Annotated in this window: 16 protein-coding genes, 1 tRNA gene and 3 rRNA genes (1 of these 20 cut by a window edge); 7 read left to right on the top strand and 13 right to left on the bottom strand. The window is 61.4% G+C overall.

Annotated elements, in window-relative coordinates:
- The first annotated feature begins 200 nt into the window (after positions 1–200).
- The 4 genes from I6L33_RS05165 to I6L33_RS05150 all read left to right on the top strand — a co-directional run bounded on the left by I6L33_RS05165 (position 201) and on the right by I6L33_RS05150 (position 5,084).
- Positions 201–1,199, top strand: a complete 999-nt coding sequence (locus I6L33_RS05165) for a BMP family protein (RefSeq protein ID WP_042005774.1) — start codon at positions 201–203, stop codon at positions 1,197–1,199.
- 83 nt (positions 1,200–1,282) lie between these two features.
- A complete protein-coding gene (locus I6L33_RS05160; protein WP_216973657.1) occupies positions 1,283–2,860 on the top strand; it encodes an ABC transporter ATP-binding protein in 1,578 nt (525 codons plus the stop codon).
- Between the two features lie 82 nt (positions 2,861–2,942).
- Positions 2,943–4,061 (top strand): ABC transporter permease, encoded by a 1,119-nt coding sequence (locus I6L33_RS05155; protein WP_216973656.1) that lies wholly within the window; start codon positions 2,943–2,945, stop codon positions 4,059–4,061.
- 57 nt (positions 4,062–4,118) lie between these two features.
- Positions 4,119–5,084 carry an ABC transporter permease gene (locus I6L33_RS05150; RefSeq protein ID WP_052815643.1) on the top strand — a complete coding sequence of 322 codons (966 nt, stop codon included), beginning with the start codon at positions 4,119–4,121 and terminating at the stop codon, positions 5,082–5,084.
- A gap of 63 nt (positions 5,085–5,147) precedes the next feature.
- On the opposite strand, the gene I6L33_RS05145 is transcribed toward I6L33_RS05150, so the two are convergent.
- Positions 5,148–6,053: a LysR substrate-binding domain-containing protein gene (locus I6L33_RS05145; protein WP_216973655.1), complete on the bottom strand. Its 906-nt coding sequence runs from the start codon at positions 6,051–6,053 to the stop codon at positions 5,148–5,150.
- Between the two features lie 119 nt (positions 6,054–6,172).
- On the opposite strand from I6L33_RS05145, the gene I6L33_RS05140 reads away from it, so the two are divergent.
- Positions 6,173–7,300, top strand: a complete 1,128-nt coding sequence (locus I6L33_RS05140) for an S-(hydroxymethyl)glutathione dehydrogenase/class III alcohol dehydrogenase (protein ID WP_010635490.1) — start codon at positions 6,173–6,175, stop codon at positions 7,298–7,300.
- Between the two features lie 49 nt (positions 7,301–7,349).
- Positions 7,350–8,186, top strand: a complete 837-nt coding sequence (gene fghA, locus I6L33_RS05135) for an S-formylglutathione hydrolase (RefSeq protein WP_216973654.1) — start codon at positions 7,350–7,352, stop codon at positions 8,184–8,186.
- 53 nt (positions 8,187–8,239) lie between these two features.
- On the opposite strand, the gene I6L33_RS05130 is transcribed toward fghA, so the two are convergent.
- The gene (locus I6L33_RS05130; RefSeq protein ID WP_216973653.1) at positions 8,240–8,962 is read right to left on the bottom strand and encodes a head GIN domain-containing protein; all 723 of its coding nucleotides are present in this window, start codon (positions 8,960–8,962) and stop codon (positions 8,240–8,242) included.
- Positions 8,963–9,325: 363 nt separating this feature from the next.
- On the opposite strand from I6L33_RS05130, the gene ovoA reads away from it, so the two are divergent.
- Positions 9,326–11,476, top strand: a complete 2,151-nt coding sequence (gene ovoA / locus I6L33_RS05125) for a 5-histidylcysteine sulfoxide synthase (protein ID WP_216973652.1) — start codon at positions 9,326–9,328, stop codon at positions 11,474–11,476.
- A 58-nt stretch (positions 11,477–11,534) separates the two neighbouring features.
- On the opposite strand, the gene I6L33_RS05120 is transcribed toward ovoA, so the two are convergent.
- The 11 genes from I6L33_RS05120 to I6L33_RS05070 all read right to left on the bottom strand — a co-directional run.
- Positions 11,535–12,506 (bottom strand): bile acid:sodium symporter family protein, encoded by a 972-nt coding sequence (locus I6L33_RS05120; RefSeq protein WP_005307625.1) that lies wholly within the window; start codon positions 12,504–12,506, stop codon positions 11,535–11,537.
- 211 nt (positions 12,507–12,717) lie between these two features.
- Positions 12,718–14,154 carry an amino acid permease gene (locus tag I6L33_RS05115; RefSeq protein WP_211049094.1) on the bottom strand — a complete coding sequence of 479 codons (1,437 nt, stop codon included), beginning with the start codon at positions 14,152–14,154 and terminating at the stop codon, positions 12,718–12,720.
- A 166-nt stretch (positions 14,155–14,320) separates the two neighbouring features.
- Entirely contained in the window at positions 14,321–14,659 is a 339-nt protein-coding gene (locus I6L33_RS05110; RefSeq protein WP_211049092.1) for a tRNA-binding protein, read from the bottom strand.
- Between the two features lie 76 nt (positions 14,660–14,735).
- The gene (locus I6L33_RS05105) at positions 14,736–16,181 is read right to left on the bottom strand and encodes an amino acid permease (RefSeq protein ID WP_216973651.1); all 1,446 of its coding nucleotides are present in this window, start codon (positions 16,179–16,181) and stop codon (positions 14,736–14,738) included.
- Positions 16,182–16,282: 101 nt separating this feature from the next.
- Complete coding sequence (locus I6L33_RS05100; protein ID WP_195879539.1) at positions 16,283–16,738, bottom strand: beta-galactosidase subunit beta; 456 nt, start codon at positions 16,736–16,738, stop codon at positions 16,283–16,285.
- A complete protein-coding gene (ebgA, locus tag I6L33_RS05095) occupies positions 16,735–19,809 on the bottom strand; it encodes a beta-galactosidase subunit alpha (protein ID WP_216973650.1) in 3,075 nt (1,024 codons plus the stop codon). The genes I6L33_RS05100 and ebgA overlap by 4 nt, the downstream gene beginning before the upstream one ends.
- A gap of 321 nt (positions 19,810–20,130) precedes the next feature.
- The gene (gene ebgR, locus I6L33_RS05090; RefSeq protein ID WP_017783352.1) at positions 20,131–21,096 is read right to left on the bottom strand and encodes a transcriptional regulator EbgR; all 966 of its coding nucleotides are present in this window, start codon (positions 21,094–21,096) and stop codon (positions 20,131–20,133) included.
- A gap of 154 nt (positions 21,097–21,250) precedes the next feature.
- Positions 21,251–21,365: ribosomal RNA gene (gene rrf / locus I6L33_RS05085) — 5S ribosomal RNA — on the bottom strand.
- A gap of 22 nt (positions 21,366–21,387) precedes the next feature.
- A tRNA-Thr gene (locus tag I6L33_RS05080) sits at positions 21,388–21,463 on the bottom strand.
- Positions 21,464–21,510: 47 nt separating this feature from the next.
- Positions 21,511–21,625: ribosomal RNA gene (gene rrf, locus I6L33_RS05075) — 5S ribosomal RNA — on the bottom strand.
- Positions 21,626–21,708: 83 nt separating this feature from the next.
- Positions 21,709–24,476, bottom strand: a 23S ribosomal RNA gene (locus I6L33_RS05070); it runs 121 nt beyond the window's last position.

The raw sequence follows: 24,476 nt of genomic DNA, 5'->3' as shown, positions 1-24,476 counted from the left end.
TTCACAGAATTTAAATCTAAAAACAGGCATCAAAACAACAACTTATAAAGTCATTTGCTTATATTTCAAACCGTTAACGCAAACGTTTTTCCTTTATGATCTCCTTGACCCGTACCACGGCTCACTTACAGTTAGCCGGCGTGCTTTATGGCCTGCCCCGGCAGGTTGTGGACCCTCACATAACAATCAAGGATACGATCGTGACTAAAGTGCTCAAGCTGGCCACCGTTGCCGCCCTCACTCTCGCTGCCCTTTCTGCCCAGGCAGCCTCCCAGCCCGCCGTCATCTACGACACCGCAGGCAAATTCGACAAATCGTTCAACGAAGCCGTGTTCCGCAATGGCGTCGAAGTCTACAACAAGGACAAAGGCGTCAAGGTCAAGGAGTTCGAACCCCAGAACGAAGCCCAGCGCGAGCAGGGTCTGCGTCGTCTGGCCAGCCGTGGCAATGGCCCGATCGTGGCCGTCGGCTTCAACATGGGTTCCGCGGTAGAGAAGGTTGCGACCGAGTTCCCGAAAACCCAGTTCACCATCATCGACATGGTGGTCGACAAGCCGAACGTCCAGTCCGTCATCTTCAAGGAGCATGAAGGTTCCTTCCTGGTGGGCGCGCTGGCTGCCATCGCCTCCAAGAGCGGCAAGGTCGGCTTCGTGGGCGGCATGGACATCCCGCTGATCCGCAAGTTCGAGTGCGGCTACGAGCAGGGCGCCAAGTACGTCAATCCGAAGATCGAAGTGTTCCAGAACATGACCGGCTCCACCCCGGCAGCGTTTGCTGACCCGGCCAAGGGTGCCGAGCTGGCCAAGTCCCAGTTCGCCAAAGGCGCCGACGTAGTCTATGCCGCCGCCGGCGGTACCGGCATCGGTGTCTACCAGGCCGCCAAGGACGAAGGCAAGCTGGCCATCGGCGTGGACTCCAACCAGAACCACCTGCAACCGGGCACCATGCTGACCTCCATGGTCAAGTCGGTGGGCCTGGCCGCCTACCAGACCTGGGATGACGCCGCCAAGGGCACCTGGAAACCGGGTATCAAGAACCTGGGCCTGGCCGAGGGCGGGGTGGATTGGGCGCTCGACAAAGACAACGAGAAGCTGATCACCCCCGAGATGAAAGCCAAGGTTGACGCCATCAAGGCCGAAATCATCTCCGGCAAGGTCAAGGTGCACGACTACATGAGCGACAGCACCTGCAAATACTGAGTAACCGCTACTACTCTCAACCCAACGACCGGCCCGCACGGGCCGGTTTTTAGTCTCTTTTCATGACCCGCAAGGACTGCATCATGGACCAGACAGATCGCTATGCCATCGAATTAAGGGGTATCGATAAGCGGTTCGGCGACGTGTACGCCAACAAGCAGATCGACCTTCAGGTTCGTAAAGGCAGCATTCACGGCATCGTCGGCGAAAATGGCGCCGGCAAGTCGACCCTGATGAGCATCATTTACGGTTTCTACCACGCCGACAGAGGCGAGATGCTGATCGACGGGAATCCGTTCAAACCCCATGGCTCCCAAGATGCGATTGCCGCCGGGGTGGGCATGGTGCACCAGCACTTCATGCTGGTGAACAACTTTACCGTATTGGAAAACGTCATCCTGGGGGCCGAGAACGGCTGGCGCCTGGGCAAGAGCCTGGCGGCCGCCGAGAAGCTGCTGGGCGAGCTGGCACGGGACTATGGTCTCGAGGTGCCGCTGCACGAGAAGGTCGAGGATCTGCCAGTGGGCCTGCAACAGCGGGTCGAGATCCTCAAGGCGCTCTATCGCGGTGCCCGCATCCTGATCCTCGACGAGCCCACCGGGGTGCTGACCCCGCAAGAGGCGGATCACCTGTTCGAGGTGCTGAAAAAGCTGCGGGATCAGGGGGCGACCGTCATCCTCATCACCCACAAGCTGCGGGAGATCCTGGCCATCACGGATCAGGTCTCCATCATGCGCCGGGGGGAGATGGTGGCCCATGTCGCCACCAAAGACACCGACAAGGAGCAGCTCGCCGAGCTGATGGTGGGCCGCAAGGTGCGCCTCAAGGTCGACAAGGGCACCGCCCAGCCAGGCGAGGCCAAGCTCAGGGTCGAGGGCCTCTCTTACGTCGATGATGCCGGGGTGGAACGGGTCAAATCCGTCAGCTTCGAAGTGCGGGCGGGGGAAGTGGTCGGCATCGCCGGGGTCTCCGGCAACGGCCAGTCCGAGCTGCTCAGCATGCTCGGCGGCATCCTCAAGCCCAGCAAGGGCGGCTTCACCATCGCCGGGGCGCAGCGCCACGAGGTGAGCCAGAGCCACCCGGCCGACCCGGAGCAGGTGCGCAACTTCGGTCTCGGCCACATCCCGGAAGACAGGCACAAGATGGGGCTCATCAATCGCTTCGAGGCGAAAGAGGCCTTCATCCTCGGCTATCACCGCCGTGCCCAGTACAACAAGGGCTGGCTGCAGGATAAGGAGGCGATCCGCCAGGATTGCCAGGCCAAGATGGACAAGTGGGACGTGCGCCCGCCGAGCCCGGAGCACAAGACCGCCAACTTCTCCGGCGGCAACCAGCAGAAGCTGGTGATCGCCCGGGAAGTGGAGCAGGACCCGGATGTGCTGCTGGTCGGACAGCCGACCCGGGGCGTCGACATCGGCGCCATCGAGTACATCCACCAGCAGATCATCGCCATGCGCGACAAGGGCAAGGCGGTGCTGCTGGTGTCGGTGGAGCTGGACGAGATCATGAGCCTCTCCGACCGCATTCTGGTCATCGCCGATGGCCGCATCGTCGGCGAGCTGGACGGCGCCAGGGCGGATGAACGCACCATCGGCCTGATGATGGCGAACATAGTTCCTGACGACGTGGCGACAAGCCAATCACAAGGAGCCACATCATGAAGGTCACAACCACTTGTAACGGATTCGGCCTGATGATGGTCAACACACCAGTTCCCGACGAGATTGCCAAGGAGGCTCGCCAATGAGCCAAGCACGTGTTCCTGCCTGGATATCCGTGGGCGTGCTGCCCGCAGTCAATATCCTGCTGGCCTTCCTGGTGTCGGCCATCCTGTTCTATTACCTCGACATCAGCCCCATCGAGGCAGCCGAAATCATGTGGTACGGCGCCTTCGGTACCGGCGAGGGGATAGGCTTCACCCTCTATTACGCCACCGGTTTCATCTTCACCGGTCTGGCGGTGGCGGTGGCCTTCCACGCCGGCCTGTTCAACATCGGCGGTGAGGGGCAGGCCTATATCGGCGGCCTCGGGGTCGGTCTGGTCTGTCTGCTGCTCGGGGACGTGCTGCCGTTCGCCCTGCTGCTGCCGCTCGCCATCATCGCCGGCGGCCTGTTCGGCGCGGCCTGGGCCTTCATCCCGGCCTGGCTGCAAGCCAAGCGGGGCAGCCACATCGTCATCACCACCATCATGTTCAACTTCATCGCCGCCTCCCTGATGGCCTACCTCTTGGTCGACGTCTTCAAGCCGCCAGGATCCATGGCCACCGAGAGCAAGGTGTTCGCCGTGGCGAGCTGGCTGCCGAAGATGAGCGAGCTGCTGGCGGCGGTCGGCGTGACGGTGCCGAACAGCCCGCTCAATATCAGCTTCTTCTGGGCGCTGATCTGTGCGGCCCTGGTGTGGGTCTTCATCTGGCATACCCGCTGGGGCTACGAGATCCGCTCCGTGGGCGCAAGCCAGAGTGCCTCCGCCTATGCGGGCATCTCCTACCCCAAGGTGGTGATCCTGGCCATGGTGATCTCCGGCATGCTGGCGGGCTTCTTCGCCCTCAACGTGCTGCAGGGTGAGCTGCACCAGATCAAGCTCAACTTCGTGGAAGGCTTCGGCTTCACCGGCATCGCGGTGGCCCTGATGGGCCGCAACCACCCGGTCGGCGTCATCATCGCCAGCCTGCTGTTCGGCTTCCTCTACCAGGGCGGCGCCGAGCTCAGCTTCGAGTTCGGGGTGGACCGCAACATAGTGGTGGTGTTGCAGGGTCTGGTGATCCTGTTCTGTGGCGCCCTCGAGCACATGATGCGTCCGCGCATCGAGCAGCTCTATCTGGCGTTTGCCAACCGTTCAGCCGCGCAAGCCAAGGGGGCCTGATCATGAGTGAAATCAAGATCCTGATGTCGCCGAGCCTGACAGTGAAGGGGTGTCACCATGTTTGAAATTCTGATCCTGATGCTGGATGCCACCATCCGCACCGCGCCGCCGCTCATTCTTGCCGCTATGGCCGGGATGTTTTGTGAGCGCTCCGGGGTGGTCAACATCGCCCTGGAGGGCAAGCTGCTGGCCTCCGCCTTCGCCAGTGCGGCGGCGGCGGCCGTCACCGGTTCCGCCTGGATTGGGCTGGGGGTCGGGGTGGGGATCTCCATCCTGTTCGCCCTGCTGCACGGCTTCGCCACCATCACCCACCGGGGTGATCAGGTGGTGAGCGGCATGGCCATCAACATCCTGGCGGCCGGTCTCACCGTGACCCTGGGGCGCTACTGGTTCGATCAGGGGGGCCAGACCCCGGCGCTCTCCGGCGCGGCGCGCTTCGCCCCCATCGACCTGCCCTATGCCAAGGAGCTCTATGACGTGCCCGTCATCGGCCAGCTCTACAGCGAGCTCTTGAGCGGTCACTCCCTGCTGGAGTACGTGGCGTTCGCCGCCGTGCCCCTGGCCTGGTGGGTGCTGTTCCGCACCCGCTTCGGCCTGCGGCTGCGGGCGGTGGGCGAGGCACCGGCGGCGGTCGACACCGCAGGCATCTCCGTGGTGCGGATGCGCTACACCGCCCTCATCATCGGCGGCCTGCTGGCGGGGATCGGGGGCACCTATCTGGCGGTGGCCCAGACTGCCCAGTTCATCCCCAACATGAGCGCGGGCAAGGGCTTCATGGCGCTGGCGGCCCTGGTGTTCGGCAAGTGGCGCCCCTGGAACGCCATGGCGGCCTGTCTGCTGTTCGGCTTCCTCGACGCGGTCGCCATCCGGCTGCAAGGGGTCAGCATCGGCGATTTCCCGATCCCGGTGCAGGCCATCGAGGCGCTGCCCTACATCCTGACGGTCTTCCTGCTGGCCGGTTTCATCGGCAAGGCGGTGGCCCCCAAGGCCCTCGGCACCCCCTACGTCAAGGAGCGGGAATAGCCCCGCCCTTCATGCCATGCAAAAGGCCCGCACATGCGGGCCTTTTCTTTTTCGGGCGACGGCTCAGCCGATGGGCCGTACCAGGGCGGGTTGGTGGGGATCGCTGAGGCGCTCGGCCAGATAGTCCACCAGCAGCCGCACCTTGGGGGAGAGGTGACGGTTGTGGGGATAGAGGGCCCAGATCCCCTCCTCGGGGGCCCGCAGCTCCGGCAGCAGCTCGATGAGCTCCCCCCGGGCGAGGTGGTCGCTCACGTAGTAGTCCGGCAACTGGATGATGCCGATCCCCTTGATGGCCGCATCCAGCAGGGCGTGGCCGCTGTTGCACTGAAGCAGACCGCGTACCCGCACGCTGTGGGGTTTACCGTTCAGGGTGAAGTGCCATTCGTCCCCGTTGCCCACCAGGCAGGTGTGACGGGCCAGCTCAGAGAGACTGTTGGGCATGCCGTGGCGGGCGGTGTAGGCGGGGGAGGCACACACATAGGGTACCCGCTGCGCCAGCTTGCGGGCCACCAGGGTCGAATCCTTGAGGTGGCCGAGGCGGATCGCCAGATCGAACCCCTCGTGCACCAGATCCAGCAACTGGTTGGTGAGGTTGAGGGTCACCTCCAGCTGGGGGAAGCGCACCATGAAGTCGTTCACCAGGGGGGCGATGCGGCTCTCGCCGTAGGAGACCGGGGCCGTGATGCGCAAGGAGCCCTGGGGCACCGCCTGATGGCGTCCCACCGCCAGCTCCGCCTCGTAGAGGTTGTCCAGCAACTGGCGGCAGTGGCGAAAATAGATCTCCCCGAGTTCGGTGAGTCGCACCTGACGGGTGGTGCGCAGCAGCAGCTTGGCCTGTAGCCGATCCTCCAGCTGTGCCACCTGCCGGCTGACTTGCGCCACCGACACCCCCAGCTTGCGCGCCGCCGGGGTAAAGCCCCCCTGCTCCGCCACGCTGACAAATTCACAGATCCCTTCCCAGCCGAACATTATTACCTGTCTGTAAAAGTGATTTCAGATTTCGCCTTATTATCACCAAATAAGCGGGAAACTACACTGGATGTCCGAACCCATTCTCCTCACCCTGCTCAACAATAAGGACATCCGTCATGGCACAGGTTCAAAGCATCAAGTGTAAGGCCGCCATCGCCTGGGGCCCGGGCCAGCCCCTCTCCATCGAAGAAGTCGAGGTCATGCCGCCCCAAGCGGGCGAAGTGCGGGTGCGCATCGTCGCCACCGGCGTCTGCCACACCGATGCCTTCACCCTCTCCGGTGAAGATCCGGAAGGGGTTTTCCCCTGCATCCTCGGCCACGAGGGGGGCGGCATCGTTGAATCCGTCGGCGAGGGCGTCACCAGCGTCAAGGTGGGCGATCACGTGATCCCGCTCTACACCCCCGAGTGTGGCGAGTGCAAATTCTGCAAATCCGGCAAGACCAACCTGTGCCAGAAGATCCGTGCCACCCAGGGCAAGGGGCTGATGCCGGACGGCACTACCCGCTTCTCAAAGGATGGCCAGCCCATCTATCACTACATGGGCACCTCCACCTTCAGCGAATACACGGTACTGCCCGAGATCTCCATCGCCAAGGTGGACCCGGCCGCCCCGCTGGAAGAGGTCTGCCTGCTCGGCTGCGGCGTCACCACCGGCATCGGCGCCGTGATGAACACCGCCAAGGTGAAAGAGGGTGAGAGCGTCGCCATCTTCGGGCTGGGCGGCATCGGCCTCTCCGCGGTGATCGGCGCTCGTCTGGCCAAGGCCGGCCGCATCATCGCCATCGACATCAACGAGAGCAAGTTCGAGCTGGCCCGCAAGCTGGGCGCCACCGACTGCATCAACCCGAACGACTATGACAAGCCCATCCAGGAGGTGATCGTCGAGCTCACCGACGGCGGCGTCGACTTCTCGTTCGAGTGCATCGGCAACGTCAAGGTGATGCGCGCGGCGCTCGAGTGCTGCCACAAGGGCTGGGGCGAGTCGGTCATTATCGGCGTGGCCGGCGCCGGCCAGGAGATCAGCACCCGCCCGTTCCAGCTGGTCACCGGCCGGGTCTGGCGCGGCAGCGCCTTCGGCGGCGTGCGCGGTCGCAGCGAACTGCCGAGCTACGTGCAGCGCTACATGCAGGGCGAGTTCAAGCTGGATGACTTCATCACCCACACCATGGGGCTTGAGCAGATCAACGAGGCGTTCGATCTGATGCACGAAGGCAAGAGCATCCGCACCGTCATCCACTACTGAGCATGATCACCCCGCCCGCCACCGTGGGCGGGGTGCAGGAGTTCCCCCGATGAATCTGGACATAATCAGCAGCAACAAGAGCTTCGATGGCTGGCACAAGCGCTACAGCCACGCCTCCGAGGTGCTGGGTTGCGAGATGCGCTTCGCCATCTATCTGCCGCCCCAGGCCCTCACCGGCCAGAAGGTACCTGTGCTCTACTGGCTCTCCGGCCTCACCTGCACCGATGAAAACTTCATGCAGAAGGCGGGCGCCCAGCGCATCGCCGCCGAGCTCGGCATCGCCCTGGTGGCGCCGGACACCAGCCCGCGCGGTGAAGAGGTGGCGGACGATCCCGGTTACGATCTCGGCATGGGCGCCGGCTTCTACGTCAACGCCACCCAGCACCCCTGGCGCGATCACTACCAGATGTACGACTACGTCACCCGCGAGCTGCCCGAGCTCATCGAGACCCACTTCCCGGTCTCGACGAAACGGGCCATCAGCGGCCACTCCATGGGTGGCCACGGGGCGCTCATCGCCGCCCTGCGCGAGCCGGGTCGCTACCGCTCGGTGTCGGCCTTCAGCCCCATCAGCCACCCGAGCCGCTGCCCCTGGGGCCAGAAAGCACTCGGCGCCTACCTCGGCAACAACCCCTTGCTGTGGCAGGAGTGGGACGCCTGCCAGCTGCTGCGCAATGAGTCGGTCAAACCACTGCCGACCCTGGTAGACGTGGGGCTGGACGATCCCTTCCTGGCCGAACAGTTGCACATCGACGCCTTGGCCGATGCGGCGGCCGGCAAGGAGTGGCCGCTGGAGCTCAACCGCCACCCCGGTTACGATCACAGCTACTACTTCGTGGCGAGCTTTATCGAGGCGCACCTGCGCTTTCACGCCCGCCACCTCTGATCAAAACAGGCCCGTCACGGGCCTGTTTTCTTCTTGTCGGTGGACAAGACCATTCAGCTGCCCTGCCGGCTCACCTCGCCGGAGCCGGCAATCTCGCTCTGCAGCACGGGATCGCCCCAGTAGCTGACCGAACCCGAGCCGGCGATGCCCACCTTGAGCCGATCCTGCGCCCGGACCTCCACGTCGCCGCTGCCGGCGATATTGACCTCCACCTCGCGCCCCTTGAGCCCGGCCCCCAGCACATCCCCCGAGCCGGCGATGTTGAGTTCGACGGCCCTGGCCGTGCTGTTCCCCAGATCCAGACTGCCCGCTCCCGCGATGTTGCCTTCCAGCCGATCCAGTTCGAGCCCGTCGGCAACGATGTCGCCGACCCCGGCCACCGACAACACCAGCGCCTCCCCCTTGAAGCCGCGCAGCTCGCCGTTGGCAACCCCTGCCAGCGCCAGCTCATGGAGTGCGGGCAGGGTGATGGTGATCTCCAGCGGTTCGGTCGGGTCGAGCCGGTAGCCATCCTTCACCTCGATCTCCAGCTTGTCGCCCCGCTCGCTCAGCACCAGGTAAGGCAGCAGGTTCTCCTGCCCACGGATGTGTACCCCGCGTGGCTCGCCGGCCACCAGATGGACACTGGCAGGCACCCCGGCCAGCACCCGGGTCACCTGCCGGCCCATCCCGTGCTGCTGCTCGATCACGGCCCCTGCCCCGCTCACCCGGGTATCATCCAGCCAGCTGCACCCGCTGAGCCCGACCGCCAGCACCACGCCCATCATCCATTTCATCGCCACTCTCCTCATTGTGTATTGGGCCGTCGCGGCCCCTTGGTCAGCATCCATCGCAAAGCCTGTGCCAGTTAATCAACCACATGATTTACAAGAAGATATCCATTTTCACTCCACATGAGCACAGCAAACAGAGAGTCATTCAGACCATAAACTGGCGAATCTGACCATCCCCGAACGGGCAGGCGGAGGGTTGGCTGGTGAGCCGTTCGCGGGGTCGCTATGCTGACAAGCCGTGGAAGTTTTTGGTTGCCCTGCCGGTCTGTTGAGCCAATAGTGATACTTTGTGCGTACAAAGCTCTCCATGCGGTAATGCCATTACCACTGTCTTGTCAGTCTTCACTGCCAACAAGGAGTCAGAGCGTGACCCAAGCCACTCTTCTCTATTCCACCGCCACCGGCCTGCCGGAACCGACCCGAACCCCGCTGCTGACTGGCAGCGATCCCGAACAAAAACGCCGCGAGCTGCTCGCCTACTTCTGCCAGACCTTCGATCTCTACGACTCGCTGTTCGACTGCCTGGCCGACCAGCGCGCCTGGTTTGACAAGGCGATCCCCCTGCGCCACCCGCTCATCTTCTACTACGGCCACACCGCCGCCTTCTTCATCAACAAGCTGCTGGCGGCCCGCCTCATCGAGGGGCGACTCGACGCCCGCATTGAGGCCATGGTCGCCATCGGGGTGGATGAGATGAGCTGGGACGATCTGGACGAGACCCACTACGACTGGCCCTCCGTCAGCGAGCTGCGCGACTATCGTGGCCGGGTGCGCGCCCTGGTGTGTGATTTCATCGAGCGGATGCCGATCGAACTGCCTATCCATTGGCAGAGCCCGGCCTGGGTCATCCTGATGGGGATAGAGCACGAACGCATCCACCTCGAGACCTCCAGCGTGCTGATCCGCCAGCTGCCGCTCGCCTGGGTACGCAGCCAGCCCCAGTGGCCGGTCTGCCCCGAGGCGCGCCATCGCCGTGACGAGGTGCCCGCCAACACCCTGCTGCCGGTGGCCGGCGGCCGGGTACGGCTCGGCAAACAGGATGCCACCTACGGCTGGGACAACGAATATGGCGAGCGCCACATCGAACTGGCCCCCTTCCAGGCCAGCCGCATGCTGGTGAGCAATGCCGAGTACCTGGCCTTCGTGCAGACGGGGGGCTATGAGACCCGGGCATGGTGGGACGACGAGGGCTGGGGCTGGCGCCAGTATGCCAAGGCCCGCATGCCCACCTTCTGGGTCGGCGACCCCAACGAACCCGAGCAACTGCAACTGCGGCTGATGACCGAGCAGGTCCCTATGCCCTGGGACTGGCCGGCGGAGGTGAACCAGCTGGAGGCCGCCGCCTTCTGTCGCTGGCAGGCAGCCCAGACCGGCCTGCCCATCCAGCTGCCGAGCGAGGCGGAGTGGATGCTGCTGCGCGAACAGCTGGCTGGTGATCAGCCGGACTGGATCGAGGCGCCCGGCAACATCAACCTGGCCCGCTTCGCGTCGTCTTGTCCGGTGGATGCCTGCCCGCAGGGCAGCTTCTTCGATCTGGTGGGCAACGTCTGGCAGTGGACCAGCACCGCCATCGACGGCTTCGAGGGGTTCAAGGTGCATCCCCTCTACGACGACTTCTCCACCCCCACCTTCGACGGCAAGCACACCCTGATCAAGGGCGGGAGCTGGATCAGTACCGGCAACGAGGCGCTCAAGTCCTCCCGCTACGCCTTCCGTCGCCACTTCTTCCAGCACGCGGGCTTCCGCTACCTGGTCTCACGCCATCAGGAGCCCGTCATCGTGAATCCTTATGAAACCGACACGCTGGTCGCTCAGTATCTCGACTTCCAGTACGGCCCGAGCCACTTCGGGGTCGCCAACTACGCCGAGGCTCTGGCCGGTCTTGCCAGCGAGCTGTGCAGCCGCCATGAGCGGGCACTGGACATCGGCTGCGCCACCGGCCGCGCCAGCTTCGAACTGGCCCGCCACTTCGCCCACGTGGACGGGGTCGACTACTCGGCCCGCTTCATCGACGTGGCGCTGGCGCTCGCCAGCCAGGACAGCTTCCGCTACGCGGTGCCGGTGGAAGGGGAACTGGTGGAGTATTGCGAGGCGCGCCTCTCCCGCCATGAACTCGGCCGCCAGCAGGCCGATCGCGTTCACTTCAGCCAGGGGGATGCCTGCAACCTCAAGCCCAAGTACGGCGACTACGATCTGGTGCTCGCCTCCAACCTCATTGACCGGCTGCGGGAGCCCGCCCGCTTCCTGCGGGACATTGCTCCGCGCCTTCGCAGCGGCGGCCTGCTGGTGCTCACCAGCCCCTACACCTGGCTGACCGACTACACCCCCAAAGCCAACTGGCTCGGCGGTGTGCGAGAGAACGGCGAGGCCCTCGGCACCTATCAGGCGCTGCAGCGGCTGCTGGCGGAAGAGTTCGAGGAGCACATGCCCCCAAGGGACGTCCCCTTCGTCATCCGCGAGACCGCCCGCAAGTATCAACACACGGTGGCCCAGCTCACCGTCTGGCGCAAACGCTGACGAGGTGGCAAACGAAAGAGGGAGGCCCACTGGCCTCCCTCTTTTTTATCCCGATGGCTTACCCCTGCTGCACCTGAGGCACCGCCTCCTGCTCGCGGTAGCGACGGGCCAGCACGGCGCACACCATCAGCTGGATCTGGTGGAAGATCATCAACGGCAGCACCATGACCCCGACGCTGGCGGCCGGGAACATGACGTTGGCCATGGGCACCCCGTTGGCCAGGCTCTTCTTGGAGCCGCAGAAGACGATGGTGATCTCGTCCGCCTTGCCAAAACCGAGGCGGCGGCTGATCCAGACGTTCCAGCCCAGCACCAGCGCCAGCAGCACACAGCTCAGCAGCACGATACTGGCCAGATCGTACCAGCCTACCTGGTGCCAGATCCCCTGCACCACCGCCTCGCTGAAGGCCACATAGACCACCAGCAGAATGGAGCTCTGGTCCAGCTTGCCGATGAGCGGCCGGTGGCTGTCGACCCAGCGGCCGATGAGCGGGCGTGACAGGTGGCCCACCACGAACGGCAGCATCAGCTGCACCATGATGGCCTGGATCGAGTGCCAGGTGTCGACCCCCTCCCCCTGTACATTGATCATCAGCCCCACCAGCACCGGCGAGAGGAAGATGCCGAGGATGCTGGAGGCCGAGGCGCTGCACACCGCCGCCGACACATTGCCGCCGGCCATGGAGGTAAAGGCGATGGCCGACTGCACGGTGGCGGGCAGGGCACAGAGATAGAGGAAACCGAGGTAGATGGCCGGGCTCAGCCAGTGGGGCACCAGCGGCGTGAGCAGCAGCCCCAACAGCGGGAACAGCACGAAGGTGCTGGCCATCACCACCAGGTGCAGCCGCCAGTGGCCGAGGCCCGCCAGCAGGTTCTGGCGCGACAGCTTGGCACCATGCATGAAGAACAAGAGCGCTACCGCCAGCTTGGTCAGCAGACCGAACCAGACGGCTACCTGCCCCTCGCAGGGGAAGAAGGAGGCCAGCGCGACCACCACAATCAGTACAGAGGTAAAGGGATCCAGACGCACGAGCAGTCTCCGGTGAAAGCAGATCCCGTCCCCGCGCGGGGCCGGTGATCGGGGACGACAGGAAACACAACAGGAGCTGTGGCACAGCTCCTGTTGAAACGGATCCCCAGCTTACCCCGATAAGCGGGAGGCGCAAAGTTGAGCGCCCCCCCTTTATCTGCCGGAAATTAAGCAAACCCGGCTGGCCACCGGATCCGGCCAGCCTTGTGCCTCAACTCTGCTTGACCAGCTTGCCGCCGGCTGTGCCGGTGGCCTGCTTGTGGGCCTGCCGCTTCTCGAAGCGGGAGATCCACCAGTAGGCCAGCGCCGAGAAGACAGCAGTCATGAAGACGTTGATGAAGAAGGCGCGCACCAGATCCACCCCGGCCGGGAAGGCGGAGGCGCTCATGCTCACCACGAAGATAGCGATCAGCACAGACACCACCGCCATGCCGAACTTGCGCGACCCCATGCGGAACTCGCGCGGGGTGTCGTCATGTTTCCAGCGGAACACGAAGTAGGCCACCATGATGAAGATCGGCGGCAGCATGGCAGTCCCTGCAGTGAGATTGATGGCGGTGTTCATCATCTGCTGCACGGATTCCGAGCCGAAGCCGTTGACCACCAGCATCACGAACACGAAGGCAAACTGCCACCAGGCGGCGCGCACCGGCACGCCGTGCTCGTTGAGCTGGGTGGTCTTCTCGCCGTAAACCCCCTGCGGGATCTCGGAGAAGTGGATCTTCACTGGGGCCGAGGTCCACATCATCATGGAGCCGAACATGGCGATGAACAGCACCACGCCGACGAAACGGCCCACCAGCGCCTCGGAGAGCCCGAAGTACTGGGCCATGCCGGTGAAGATCTCCACCATGCCGCCGGCATAGGTGAGACTCTCGCGCGGCACGAACACGTTCACCAGCAGGGAACCGACCGCATACATGGCACCGATGACGATACCCGCACTGATGATCACCTTGATGAAGGACTTCTGGCCACCCTTCACATCGTTGAGGTAGGCCGCCGCTGTCTCGGCACCGCCCGCCGCCTGGAAGATCCAGCACATGATGCCCAGCGTCGCCCAGTTGACGGTGGGAATCATCGCCTCCAGGGTGATGGGCTGGGCCGGCACATGGTCGCCACTCAGGGCCATCAGGGCGCCCAGCACATAGATGGCGAACAGGGCAAACACCCCGTAGGCCACGATCTCGGCAATCTTGCCGAGCCAGCTCGCCCCCTTGGTGGAGATGTGGGTCGCCGCCGCAAACAGCACGATGGAGATGATCGAGGTGACCATGGGCGAGAAGCTGTACTCATAGCCCAGCATGGCGTAGGAGGCGTAGGCGATGACGTTGGGCAGCAATGAGACGAACCAGAACAGGTTCACAAACCAGTAGAGAAACGAGCCCAGATAGGCCATCCGGGTGCCGAGCGGCTTTTTCAGCCAGTCGTACATCCCCGACTCGGAGTTTTTGTTGGCCGAGACGAACTCGGCGATGATGAAGACGAACGGGATGAAGTAGACGAGGGTCGCCAGCAGGAAGATGGGGGCGGAGCTGAGCCCCAGCTCTATGTTGTTGTTGACGATGTTGCGCACGTTGAACACGGCGGCAAAGGTCATCGACAACAGGGCAAACTTGCCTATGGTGCCGCGTACGGATTCAGACATGGTGTCCTCCAGTGGACTCGCGCTCCCTGCGGGTAACGCTGTGACTCTGTGATGTGTTTGGCAAGGGTCTGTCGGCCCCGCCCTTTACTCTCTTGTTATGATCGGGCCGCTTGGACGGCCTCGTTGGTGAACCGGTGCAGTCTCCCGCACCGGCTCGCAATACCAGTCAGACGATCGGGGTGCCCGGCGCCATCGGCACCCGCGGCTGCAACAGCACGCTCTGGCTCTCGTCCGGGGTCTCGGCGCAGAGCAACATGCATTCGGAGCGTTCGCCGCGCATCCTGGTGGGCTTGAGGTTGGTCAACACCACCACTTCGCTGCCCATCAGCTCCTCTTCGCGGTAGTGGGGCACCAGACTGGTGACGGTCTGCAGCAGCCGCTCGCCCCCCACGTCGATCTGGACGATGTAGAGTTTGTCGGCCCCGGGGTGGCGCACCACCTCCAGCACCTTGCCCACCTTCATCTCGACCCGTTTGAATTCGGCAAACTCGATCGTCTCGCTCATGCTCTTTTCCTTTTCTGGTTCAACGGTTTGCGGGTGGCCAACGGCCACCCGGTTTTATTCGGATTCACTGCAGTGCCTATGGCGTCTGCATGGCAACCTGCGCTGTCGGCTGGGCCTCTTTGGCACGCGCCTCGGCGCTGAGGGAGGCCTCGTATCTGTTGTATTTCCACCAGGCGAAGCCGAGGAAAATCACGATCCCGCCGACGTTGTAGAAGATGATGGTCATGATGTCGGCGCCGGTCGGGAAGGTGGAGGCGAGGAAGCCCACCGAGAAGATGGCGATCAGCACCGACACCACGGCGATGCCGGTGGTGCGCGAACCCATCCTGAACTCCCGCGGCAGGTGGTCGAGCTTCAGGCGCAGATTGAGGTAGGCCAGCATGATGAACAGCGGCGGCAGCATGGAAGCGGCAGCGGTCATGTTGATGACGGTGTTCATCAGATCCTGCGCTGTGTTGGAGCCCAGGGTCGGGATCACCATCAGCGGCAGCACGATGAGGTACTGGATCCAGGCTGCCCGGGCGGGCACGCCGTTCTCGTTCAGCTCGACCGTCTTCTTGCCAAAGATGCCGGCCGGGATCTCGGAGAAGAAGATTTTCACCGGGGTCGCCGTCCACATCAGCAGGGAACCGAACATGGCGGTAAAGGAGACCAGCCCTACGAAGCGGTTCATCAGGATCTCCGGCAGGCCGAAATGGGCCGCCAGCCCTTCAAACACCTGCACCGAGCCGCCGGTGTATTTCAGGGTGTCGCTGTGGACGAAGACGTTGATCAAAAGCGATGCGATGGAGTAGAGCACGCCGATAAAGATTCCGGCGACGATGATCACTTTCACGAAGGATTTGGAGCCGCCCTTCACGTCATTGACGTAGACCGCCACCGACTCGGCGCCACCGGCCGCCATAAAGATCCAGGTGGTGATGCCGAGGAAGGTCCAGCTGAAATCGGGGACCATGGCCTCGACCGTGATGGGGTCGGCTGGCTGCACGCCGCCCACCAGTGCCGCACCTGCCAGCAGGATGTAGGAGAGGGTCAACAGCAGCATCAGGGACGAGGTCACCGAGGTGATGGGGCCCAGCATCTTGGCGCCGTTGGTGGAGACGTAGGTGGCAAAGGCAAACAGCACCATGCTCAATGCCGTGGTCGCCACCGGGGTGAGAATGTATTCGTAGCCGAGGAAGGCATAGGAGGCGTAGGCGATGACCCGCGGCAACAACGAGGTGAAGAAGAAGAGGTTCACGAACCAGTAGGTGTAGGCGGAGATAAAGGCCCAACGACCGCCGAGGGAGCTCTTCACCCAGGCATACACCCCCGCTTCGGAGTTTTTGTTCAGTGACACGAACTCCGCAATGATGAGGCAGAACGGAATGAAGTAAAAAATGGTGGCCAGAAAGAACATCGGGGCCGAGGCCAGACCGATTTCGATGTTGTTGTTGATGACGTTGTTGAAGCTGAATACCGCCGCGAAGGTGAGCGACAGCAGACCAAACTTGCCGATCGTATTGCGTTTGGAATCAGACATGGTGCATCTCCAGACCTGTAGTTATCTAGCGAAAGTGCGGGGCATGATTTGTAGGGTGAGCCCCGCCCTTTCGGCTTTGTCAGTGCAGAACCAGCGGCTTGTTATTTGTTTTTGAAGTAGCCGCCTTCGACGGTGACCTTGATGATCAGCTTGCGCACCAGTGCATCACCGACAAACCGGTAAGCCTCGTCGTTCTCGAAGATCACCACCTGACCGTTGCCCACCTGCTGGCGCTCACGCACCTCGCCGGCCAGCCACTCGCGATCAGTGGTGTCGTCATAAGCCTGCTCGACCCGCAGATCCGACTTGGGGGCCCACTCCACCGTCTCTGCCCCTTCCAGGTAGTAGTGGACGTCGAAGTAGCGGCGCTGCCCCTCGAACAACGAGGTGGCCGGGCTGGCCCCCTCCTGCAAGCGGTAGGTGAGGGAGTCACCGATGGAGTGGCAGATGCCGGGCTTGAGGTTGGCCAGGTTGTTGATGGCCTCCACGCAGCGGCCCCACTTCTTGCCCTCCCGGTAGATGTTTTTGAACAGGGTCAGGTTGTCCAGGGTGATCATGCGAGGTTCCTCCCGCCGTTGATGGTGAGATCGAGCCCGGCCAGCGCAGCCGGATTGAGGTTGCCACGGGCGATAGGCAGCAGGGTCAGGCCGAAGCTGAACGGCTCGAAGCGCACCCGCCAGGAGTCCAGCACCTCGGATCCCCAGGAGTTGGAGCCGAGCCCCAGCACCTTGTGATCCAGATTGAGGGTGAGATAACCGCAGGGCTCCAGCTCGTTGATGTGCTGCGCCGCGTGGATATGCTCCCAGCTGTAGGGCCAGATGCTCAGGTTGATGGGGGCATCGGGCCGCACGTAGAGACCGGCGCCGTGACGGTTGGTCAGGGTCGCCCAGCGCACCTGCTGGCGGTTGCCGTTGTCCTGCGGGAAGGGGTAGTGCTCCCACATCTCGCCCACTGTGCTCTGGAAGCGGTCGATCCAGTTGCTCTGGCGGCTGTCCTGATAGTTCTCGCCCGGCCCCATGCCAAGGTAGTGCACCCGGTCGAGATCCTGACGAATACCCAGCTCGAAGCCGATCTTGGGGATGATGTCGTCATAACCGCCATAGGGTTGGCCACAGAGCGCCACGTGCAGCTGGCCGTTCGGGCTCAGGGTGTAGACGTAGCGGCAGCGCATGCCGAAGTCGAATACCGGCGGTGCGATCAGACTCTCGACCGTCACCTCGACCGCCTCGCCCAGCTGACGCCAGCTCAGAGTGCGGAAGTGCTCCTGCATGATCTGCAGGTGGTTCGGGTGCCACAGGCTCTCGTACTCCTGCTTGTGGTTGTCGATCATCGGCTTGAAGAAGGTGAGGCGCGGCGCCCGCTCGATGAGCTCGATGCCATCCTGCTGCCAGCTCACCAGCTTGCCGTCGAGGCGCGAGAAGCGCAGGGCAAAGCCGCTACCGCTCAAAGTCAGCGCGAGGCGTTCATCGGCGATCTGCAATGGGGTGGCGTTGGGATTGGCAAAGGGTTGCAGCTGGCGAGTCGACTCTTTCAGCTGGAACTGGTACTGGCCCAGCTCATGCTCTGCCGCACTGTAGCGAGTGGCAGTGGCCTTGATAACCCGCAGCTGGACGAAGGTTTCCCGCCCATCGAGAGCGGGCAGTTCGAGTTGCAACTCTGTGGTGGCGCCGGGGGCAATACCTTCCACCCGCAGTTGCTGGCTCGCCAGCAGTTCGCCTTCCGCCTTCACCTCGACCAGCAGGCGGATGTCGTCCAGATTGGAGAACCAGTAGCGGTTTTCCAGCTCAAGCTTGCCGCTCGCCAGATCCAGCGCGCGCACCTTGACCGGGCAGAGCACCTGCTTGTATTCGCGCAGGCCCGGCCCCGGGGTCTGATCCGGGTAGATGAGGCCATCCATGCAGAAGTTGTAGTTGTTGGGGTAGTCGCCGTAGTCGCCGCCGTACTTGTAGACCGGGCGCCCCTGCTCGTCCTGATCCAGAATGCCGTGATCGCACCACTCCCAGATGTAGTGGCCCTGAATGTGGGGATGGCGGTCAAACACCTGCTGGTATTCGCTGAGGCCACCCGGGCCGTTGCCCATGGCGTGGGCGTATTCACAGAGGATGCGCGGCTTGGTCATAGGGAACTCGCCGAAGCAGTTCATCTGGGAGACTCGCGAGTACATGGTGCTCACCACATCCACCACCTCGGCATCGCGATCCTCTTCGTAGTGCACCAGCCGGGTCGGGTCGATCGCCTTGCAGCGCTGGTACATGGCTCTGATATTGCAGCCGTAGCCGGACTCGTTGCCGAGCGACCAGATGATGATGGAGGGGTGGTTCTTCTGGGCGTGCACGTGGCGCTCGATGCGATCCACGAACACCGGCTCCCAGAAGGGGTCATCGGTGATGCGGCTGAGATCGCCGACGTTGGCAAAGCCGTGGGTCTCCACGTCGGTCTCCGCCATCACGAACAGACCGTACTGGTCGCACAGCTCATAGAAGCGCGGGTCGTTCGGGTAGTGGGCGGTACGCACCGAGTTGAGGTTGTGCTGCTTCATCAACACGATATCGCGCTCCACCCGATCCATGCCGACCGCGCGGCTCTTGAGGTGGTCGTTGTCGTGGCGGTTCACCCCATGCAGCTTGAGGTAGTGGCCGTTGACATGGAAGAGGCCATCCTTGACCTTGATTTCACGCACCCCGACCCGCTGCGGGATCACCTCCAGCAGATCCCCCTGAGCGTTGTAGAAGGAGAGCATCAACTGATAGAGGTAGGGATCTTCGGCGCTCCACAGATGGGGGTTGGCCAGATCCAGCGTGAAGCGGCAATCACACTTACCGTCGATGGCGAGATGGTCGAGGGAGCCGCTGGCGATCTCGCTGCCCTGATCCAGCAGTGACCAGACCAGACGGTGATCACGGACGAGCGCTCCCAGATTCTCCAGCTGGATGTCGCAGCTCAGGGTCGCGCTTTGATTGTCATCAGCCAGCGCGGTGCGGATGAAGAAGTCCTGTACATGGGCGGTCGGCTTGCCCACCAGATAGACGTCGCGGAAGATCCCCGCCATCCACCACATGTCCTGATCTTCGATATAGGTGGAGTCCGCCCACTGCATCACCCGCACCGACAGCAGGTTTTCGCCAACCTTGGCGTAGGCACTGATATCGAACTCGGCGGCGAGGCGGCTCCCCTTGCTGCAGCCGACGTAGTGGCCGTTCACATAGACCTCGAAGTAGGTCTCCACCCCGTCAAACTTGATGATCACCTGCTCGCCGTCCCAGGCCGGGCTCAGCGTGAAGCTGCGCTGATAGGCGCCGGTGGGGTTGTTGGTCGGCACGAAGGGCACGTCGATGGGGAAGGGAAAACCCTCGTCGGTGTACTGCTGCTGACCATGCCCTTCCATCTGCCACATGTTGGGCACGGTGATCTGGCCCCACTCGTTCATGGGGCTGTGATAGAAGGCCTCCGGCACCTGCAAGGGATGGTCGAAGTAGTGAAACGGCCACTGGCCGCTCAGGCTCAGAAAACGGCGGCTCAGCTCGCGCTGCATGGTGGCCGCCAGCCCGTGGTCGGCATAAGAGAAGAAGTAGGCGCGCGGGGCCAGCCTGTTTTCACCAACGAATTGGACGTTTTCCCAGTTATTCACATGTCCTCCCGGAACAAGGCAACGTTAACTGGGTAAACCATAGATAAACATTTACTAAATATCAGTTTTAGATCGGTAAAGTTTTAACCTGATCACAGTGAGTGGATGGTTTTGTGAGCGAGATCAGAAGCGGGAGACAAAGGAGGGCAAGGTATAGATGAGTGGCATGGATGTTGATAACAGCAGGCCATGATGTAATTAAATTAACTATAAAACAATATGATATGAGTTTATTAGAAGATATGGGAAAGCGGTTTACTTGGGAGAGATGTCGCACCACCGCAAGGTGGCGCGACTAAAAACAGAGATATTTTACTAAAACTATCGTGTAGTACCGCGCAGAGTCAATTTGCTCGGTACCAGCACCCGCAGCGGAATGTCCCGCTCGTCACGCAGCCGTTCAACCAGCAGATTGACCCCCTGGGAGCCCATCAACTCGGAGTGGATCCGCACCGTGGAGAGGGGCGGAAAAGTGAACTTGGCGGTCGGGATATCGTTGACGCTGATAAGCTCGATCTGCTGCGGAATCGCCAGCCCCTTCTCGTGGATGGCACGCAGCACGCCGATGGCGATGGAGTCGGAGGCCACAAACAGTGCCTTGGGCCAATCCCCGGCCAGCATCTCTTTGGCCAACTTGTAACCGGAGGCGCTGGAGAAATCCCCACGATAGAGGTCGCTCTCCTGCACCACACCAAGGCGTTGACCGTAGTCGAGGAAGGCCAGTTCGCGCAGATCCGGGCCATCATCCTGACCGCCGATATAGCCGATGCGCTGGTGTCCCTGGGCCATGAAAAAATCCACGACCTGCTGGCTGATCAGCGCCAAATCCACGTCAATCGAGTCAAAGTCACCTTGAGAGCGGCAATCCACGAACACCAGCTGGGCAGAGAGGGAGTGAAGCGCGGCGAGACGCTCTGCGGGCAGATGGCCGATGACCAGGATACCGTCGACGGCGGAGAGATCGCGCCCCTCGGCACCGTTGTAGAAGTGGGTCAGTTCGATGTTGAGGCGGGCGCACTGGGTCTCGATGCCGTAGCGGATGGCCAGATAGTAGGGATCGTTGACCTCGGTGCTCTGCGGGTAGGCATAGACCGCCAGGAAGTGCAGCTTGCTCTTGTGAACCCCCTTGCGGGCACCGCTGGTCTTGTACTCCAGCCGCTCGGCGATCTCGAAGATCTTCTGCTTGGTCTCTTCCTTGACGCTCAGCGTCGGATCTTCATTGAGCACCCGCGACACGGTAGCCTGGGATACCCCCGCCTCCTGTGCAATTTCCTTCAACGTGGCCATGCATACTCCTCTGGCAATGACGCGCGACAACACCAGACCAAGATTAACGGGCAACGTGCTGACATCCCAGCATTTTTACTAAAAGAAACCCATCATAACGGCAAATTTCCAATGCAAAAAGGCCTCCCGAATGGGAGGCCTCTTCTAAATGGGTGCCTGACAGTGTTCTACTCTCGCATGGCGAATGCCACACTACCATCGACGCTACCGCGTTTCACTTCTGAGTTCGGCATGGGATCAGGTGGTTCCACGGCGCTAATGCCGTCAGGCAAAAGCTGTACTACTTGAAAATGGTGCTGATACCCAGAATCGAACTGGGGACCTCATCCTTACCAAGGATGCGCTCTACCGACTGAGCCATATCAGCACACTAACCGGTAAAGACCACGCTCACCGCGTAATCTAAAATTGGGTGCCTGGCAGTGTCCTACTCTCGCATGGCGAATGCCACACTACCATCGGCGCTACAGCGTTTCACTTCTGAGTTCGGCATGGGGTCAGGTGGTTCCACTGCGCTATTGCCGCCAGGCAAATTCTTCAATCTGAAAAAGCTGATTTAATTCTTCGTTCTCGGTATCTGCTACAAGTCTTCGAACACTTCTTGGGTGTTGTATGGTTAAGCCTCACGGGTAATTAGTATGGGTTAGCTCAACACGTCGCCGCGCTTACACACCCCACCTATCAACGTTGTGGTCTCCAACGGCCCTTTAGGACCCTCAAGGGGTCAGGGATGACTCATCTCAGGGCTCGCTTCCCGCTTAGATGCTTTCAGCGGTTATCGATTCCGAACTTAGCTACCGGGCAGTGCCACTGGCGTGACAACCCGAACACCAGAGGTTCGTTCACTCCGGTCCTCTCGTACTAGGAGCAACTCCCTTCAATCATCCAACGCCCACGGCAGATAGGGACCGAACTGTCTCACGACGTTCTGAACCCAGCTCGCGTACCACTTTAAATGGCGAACAGCCATACCCTTGGGACCGACTTCAGCCCCAGGATGTGATGAGCCGACATCGAGGTGCCAAACACCGCCGTCGATATGAACTCTTGGGCGGTATCAGCCTGTTATCCCCGGAGTACCTTTTATCCGTTGAGCGATGGCCCTTCCATTCAGAACCACCGGATCACTATGACCTACTTTCGTACCTGCTCGACCTGTCCGTCTCGCAGTTAAGCTGGCTTATGCCATTGCACTAACCTCCTGATGTCCGACCAGGATTAGCCAACCTTCGTGCTCCTCCGTTACTCTTTGGGAGGAGACCGCCCCAGTCAAACTACCCACCAGGCACTGTCCGCGAGCCCGATTCAGGGCCCTGCGTTAGAACATCAAACATACAAGGGTGGTATTTCAAGGACGGCTCCAGCGCAACTGGCGTCACGCCTTCAAAGCCTCCCACCTATCCTACACATGTAGGTTCAATGTTCAGTGCCAAGCTGTAGTAAAGGTTCACGGGGTCTTTCCGTCTAGCCGCGGGTACACCGCATCTTCACGGCGAATTCGATTTCACTGAGTCTCGGGTGGAGACAGCATGGCCATGGTTACACCATTCGTGCAGGTCGGAACTTACCCGACAAGGAATTTCGCTACCTTAGGACCGTTATAGTTACGGCCGCCGTTTACCGGGGCTTCGATCAAGAGCTTCGCTTGCGCTAACCCCATCAATTAACCTTCCGGCACCGGGCAGGTGTCACACCCTATACGTCCACTTTCGTGTTTGCAGAGTGCTGTGTTTTTGATAAACAGTCCCAGCCATCTGGTCACTGCGACTCCCGTCAGCTCCATCCGCAAGGGACTTCACCAACAAGAGCGTACCTTCTCCCGAAGTTACGGTACTATTTTGCCTAGTTCCTTCACCCGAGTTCTCTCAAGCGCCTTGGTATTCTCTACCCGACCACCTGTGTCGGTTTGGGGTACGATGACTTGTAATCTGAAGCTTAGAGGCTTTTCCTGGAAGCAGGGCATCAATGGCTTCCACACCGTAGTGTGTTCGTCTCGTGTCTCAGTGTTGTGTCTCCGGATTTGCCTAGAAACACCACCTACGCACTTTCACCAGGACAACCGTCGCCTGGCCCACCTAGCCTTCTCCGTCCCCCCATCGCAATTACAAGTCGTGCAGGAATATTAACCTGCTTCCCATCGATTACGCCTTTCGGCCTCACCTTAGGGGTCGACTCACCCTGCCCCGATTAACGTTGGACAGGAACCCTTGGTCTTCCGGCGAGGAGGCTTTTCACCCCCTTTATCGTTACTTACGTCAGCATTCGCACTTCTGATATCTCCAGCATGCCTCTCGACACACCTTCGCAGACTTACAGAACGCTCCCCTACCACTCACGCTTAGCGTGAATCCGCGGCTTCGGTGCCTGGTTTGAGCCCCGTTACATCTTCCGCGCAGGCCGACTCGACTAGTGAGCTATTACGCTTTCTTTAAATGATGGCTGCTTCTAAGCCAACATCCTAGCTGTCTGAGCCTTCCCACATCGTTTCCCACTTAACCAGAACTTTGGGACCTTAGCCGGCGGTCTGGGTTGTTTCCCTCTTCACGACGGACGTTAGCACCCGCCGTGTGTCTCCCGGATATTACTTACTGGTATTCGGAGTTTGCATGGGGTTGGTAAGTCGGGATGACCCCCTAGCCCAAACAGTGCTCTACCCCCAGTAGTATTCGTCCGAGGCGCTACCTAAATAGCTTTCGGGGAGAACCAGCTATCTCCGAGTTTGATTGGCCTTTCACCCCCAGCCACAGGTCATCCCCTAACTTTGCAACGTTAGTGGGTTCGGTCCTCCAGTTGATGTTACTCAACCTTCAACCTGCCCATGGCTAGATCACCCGGTTTCGGGTCTACACCTTGCAACTAGACGCCCAGTTAAGACTCGGTTTCCCTACGGCTCCCCTATACGGTTAACCTCGCTACAAAATGTAAGTCGCTGACCCATTATACAAAAGGTACGCAGTCACCCCGAAGGGCTCCCACTGCTTGTACGTACACGGTTTCAGGTTCTATTTCACTCCCCTCACAGGGGTTCTTTTCGCCTTTCCCTCACGGTACTGGTTCACTATCGGTCAGTCAGGAGTATTTAGCCTTGGAGGATGGTCCCCCCATATTCAGACAGGATGTCACGTGTCCCGCCCTACTCGATTTCACATCAAGGTTGTTTTCGTGTACGGGGCTATCACCCTGTATCGCCGGCCTTTCCAGGACCGTTCCACTAACTTCCAAGATGCTTAAGGGCTAATCCCCGTTCGCTCGCCGCTACTGAGGGAATCTCGGTTGATTTCTTTTCCTCGGGGTACTTAGATGTTTCAGTTCTCCCGGTTCGCCTCGCTACGCTATGTATTCACGCAGCGATACCCAGCTTATGCTGAGTGGGTTTCCCC

It is taken from the genome of Aeromonas sp. FDAARGOS 1403 (assembly GCF_019047325.1).
Lineage (GTDB): Bacteria > Pseudomonadota > Gammaproteobacteria > Enterobacterales > Aeromonadaceae > Aeromonas > Aeromonas dhakensis.
Note: the sequence above shows the minus strand (reverse complement) of the source record. Positions and strands in the feature narration are given on the sequence as shown.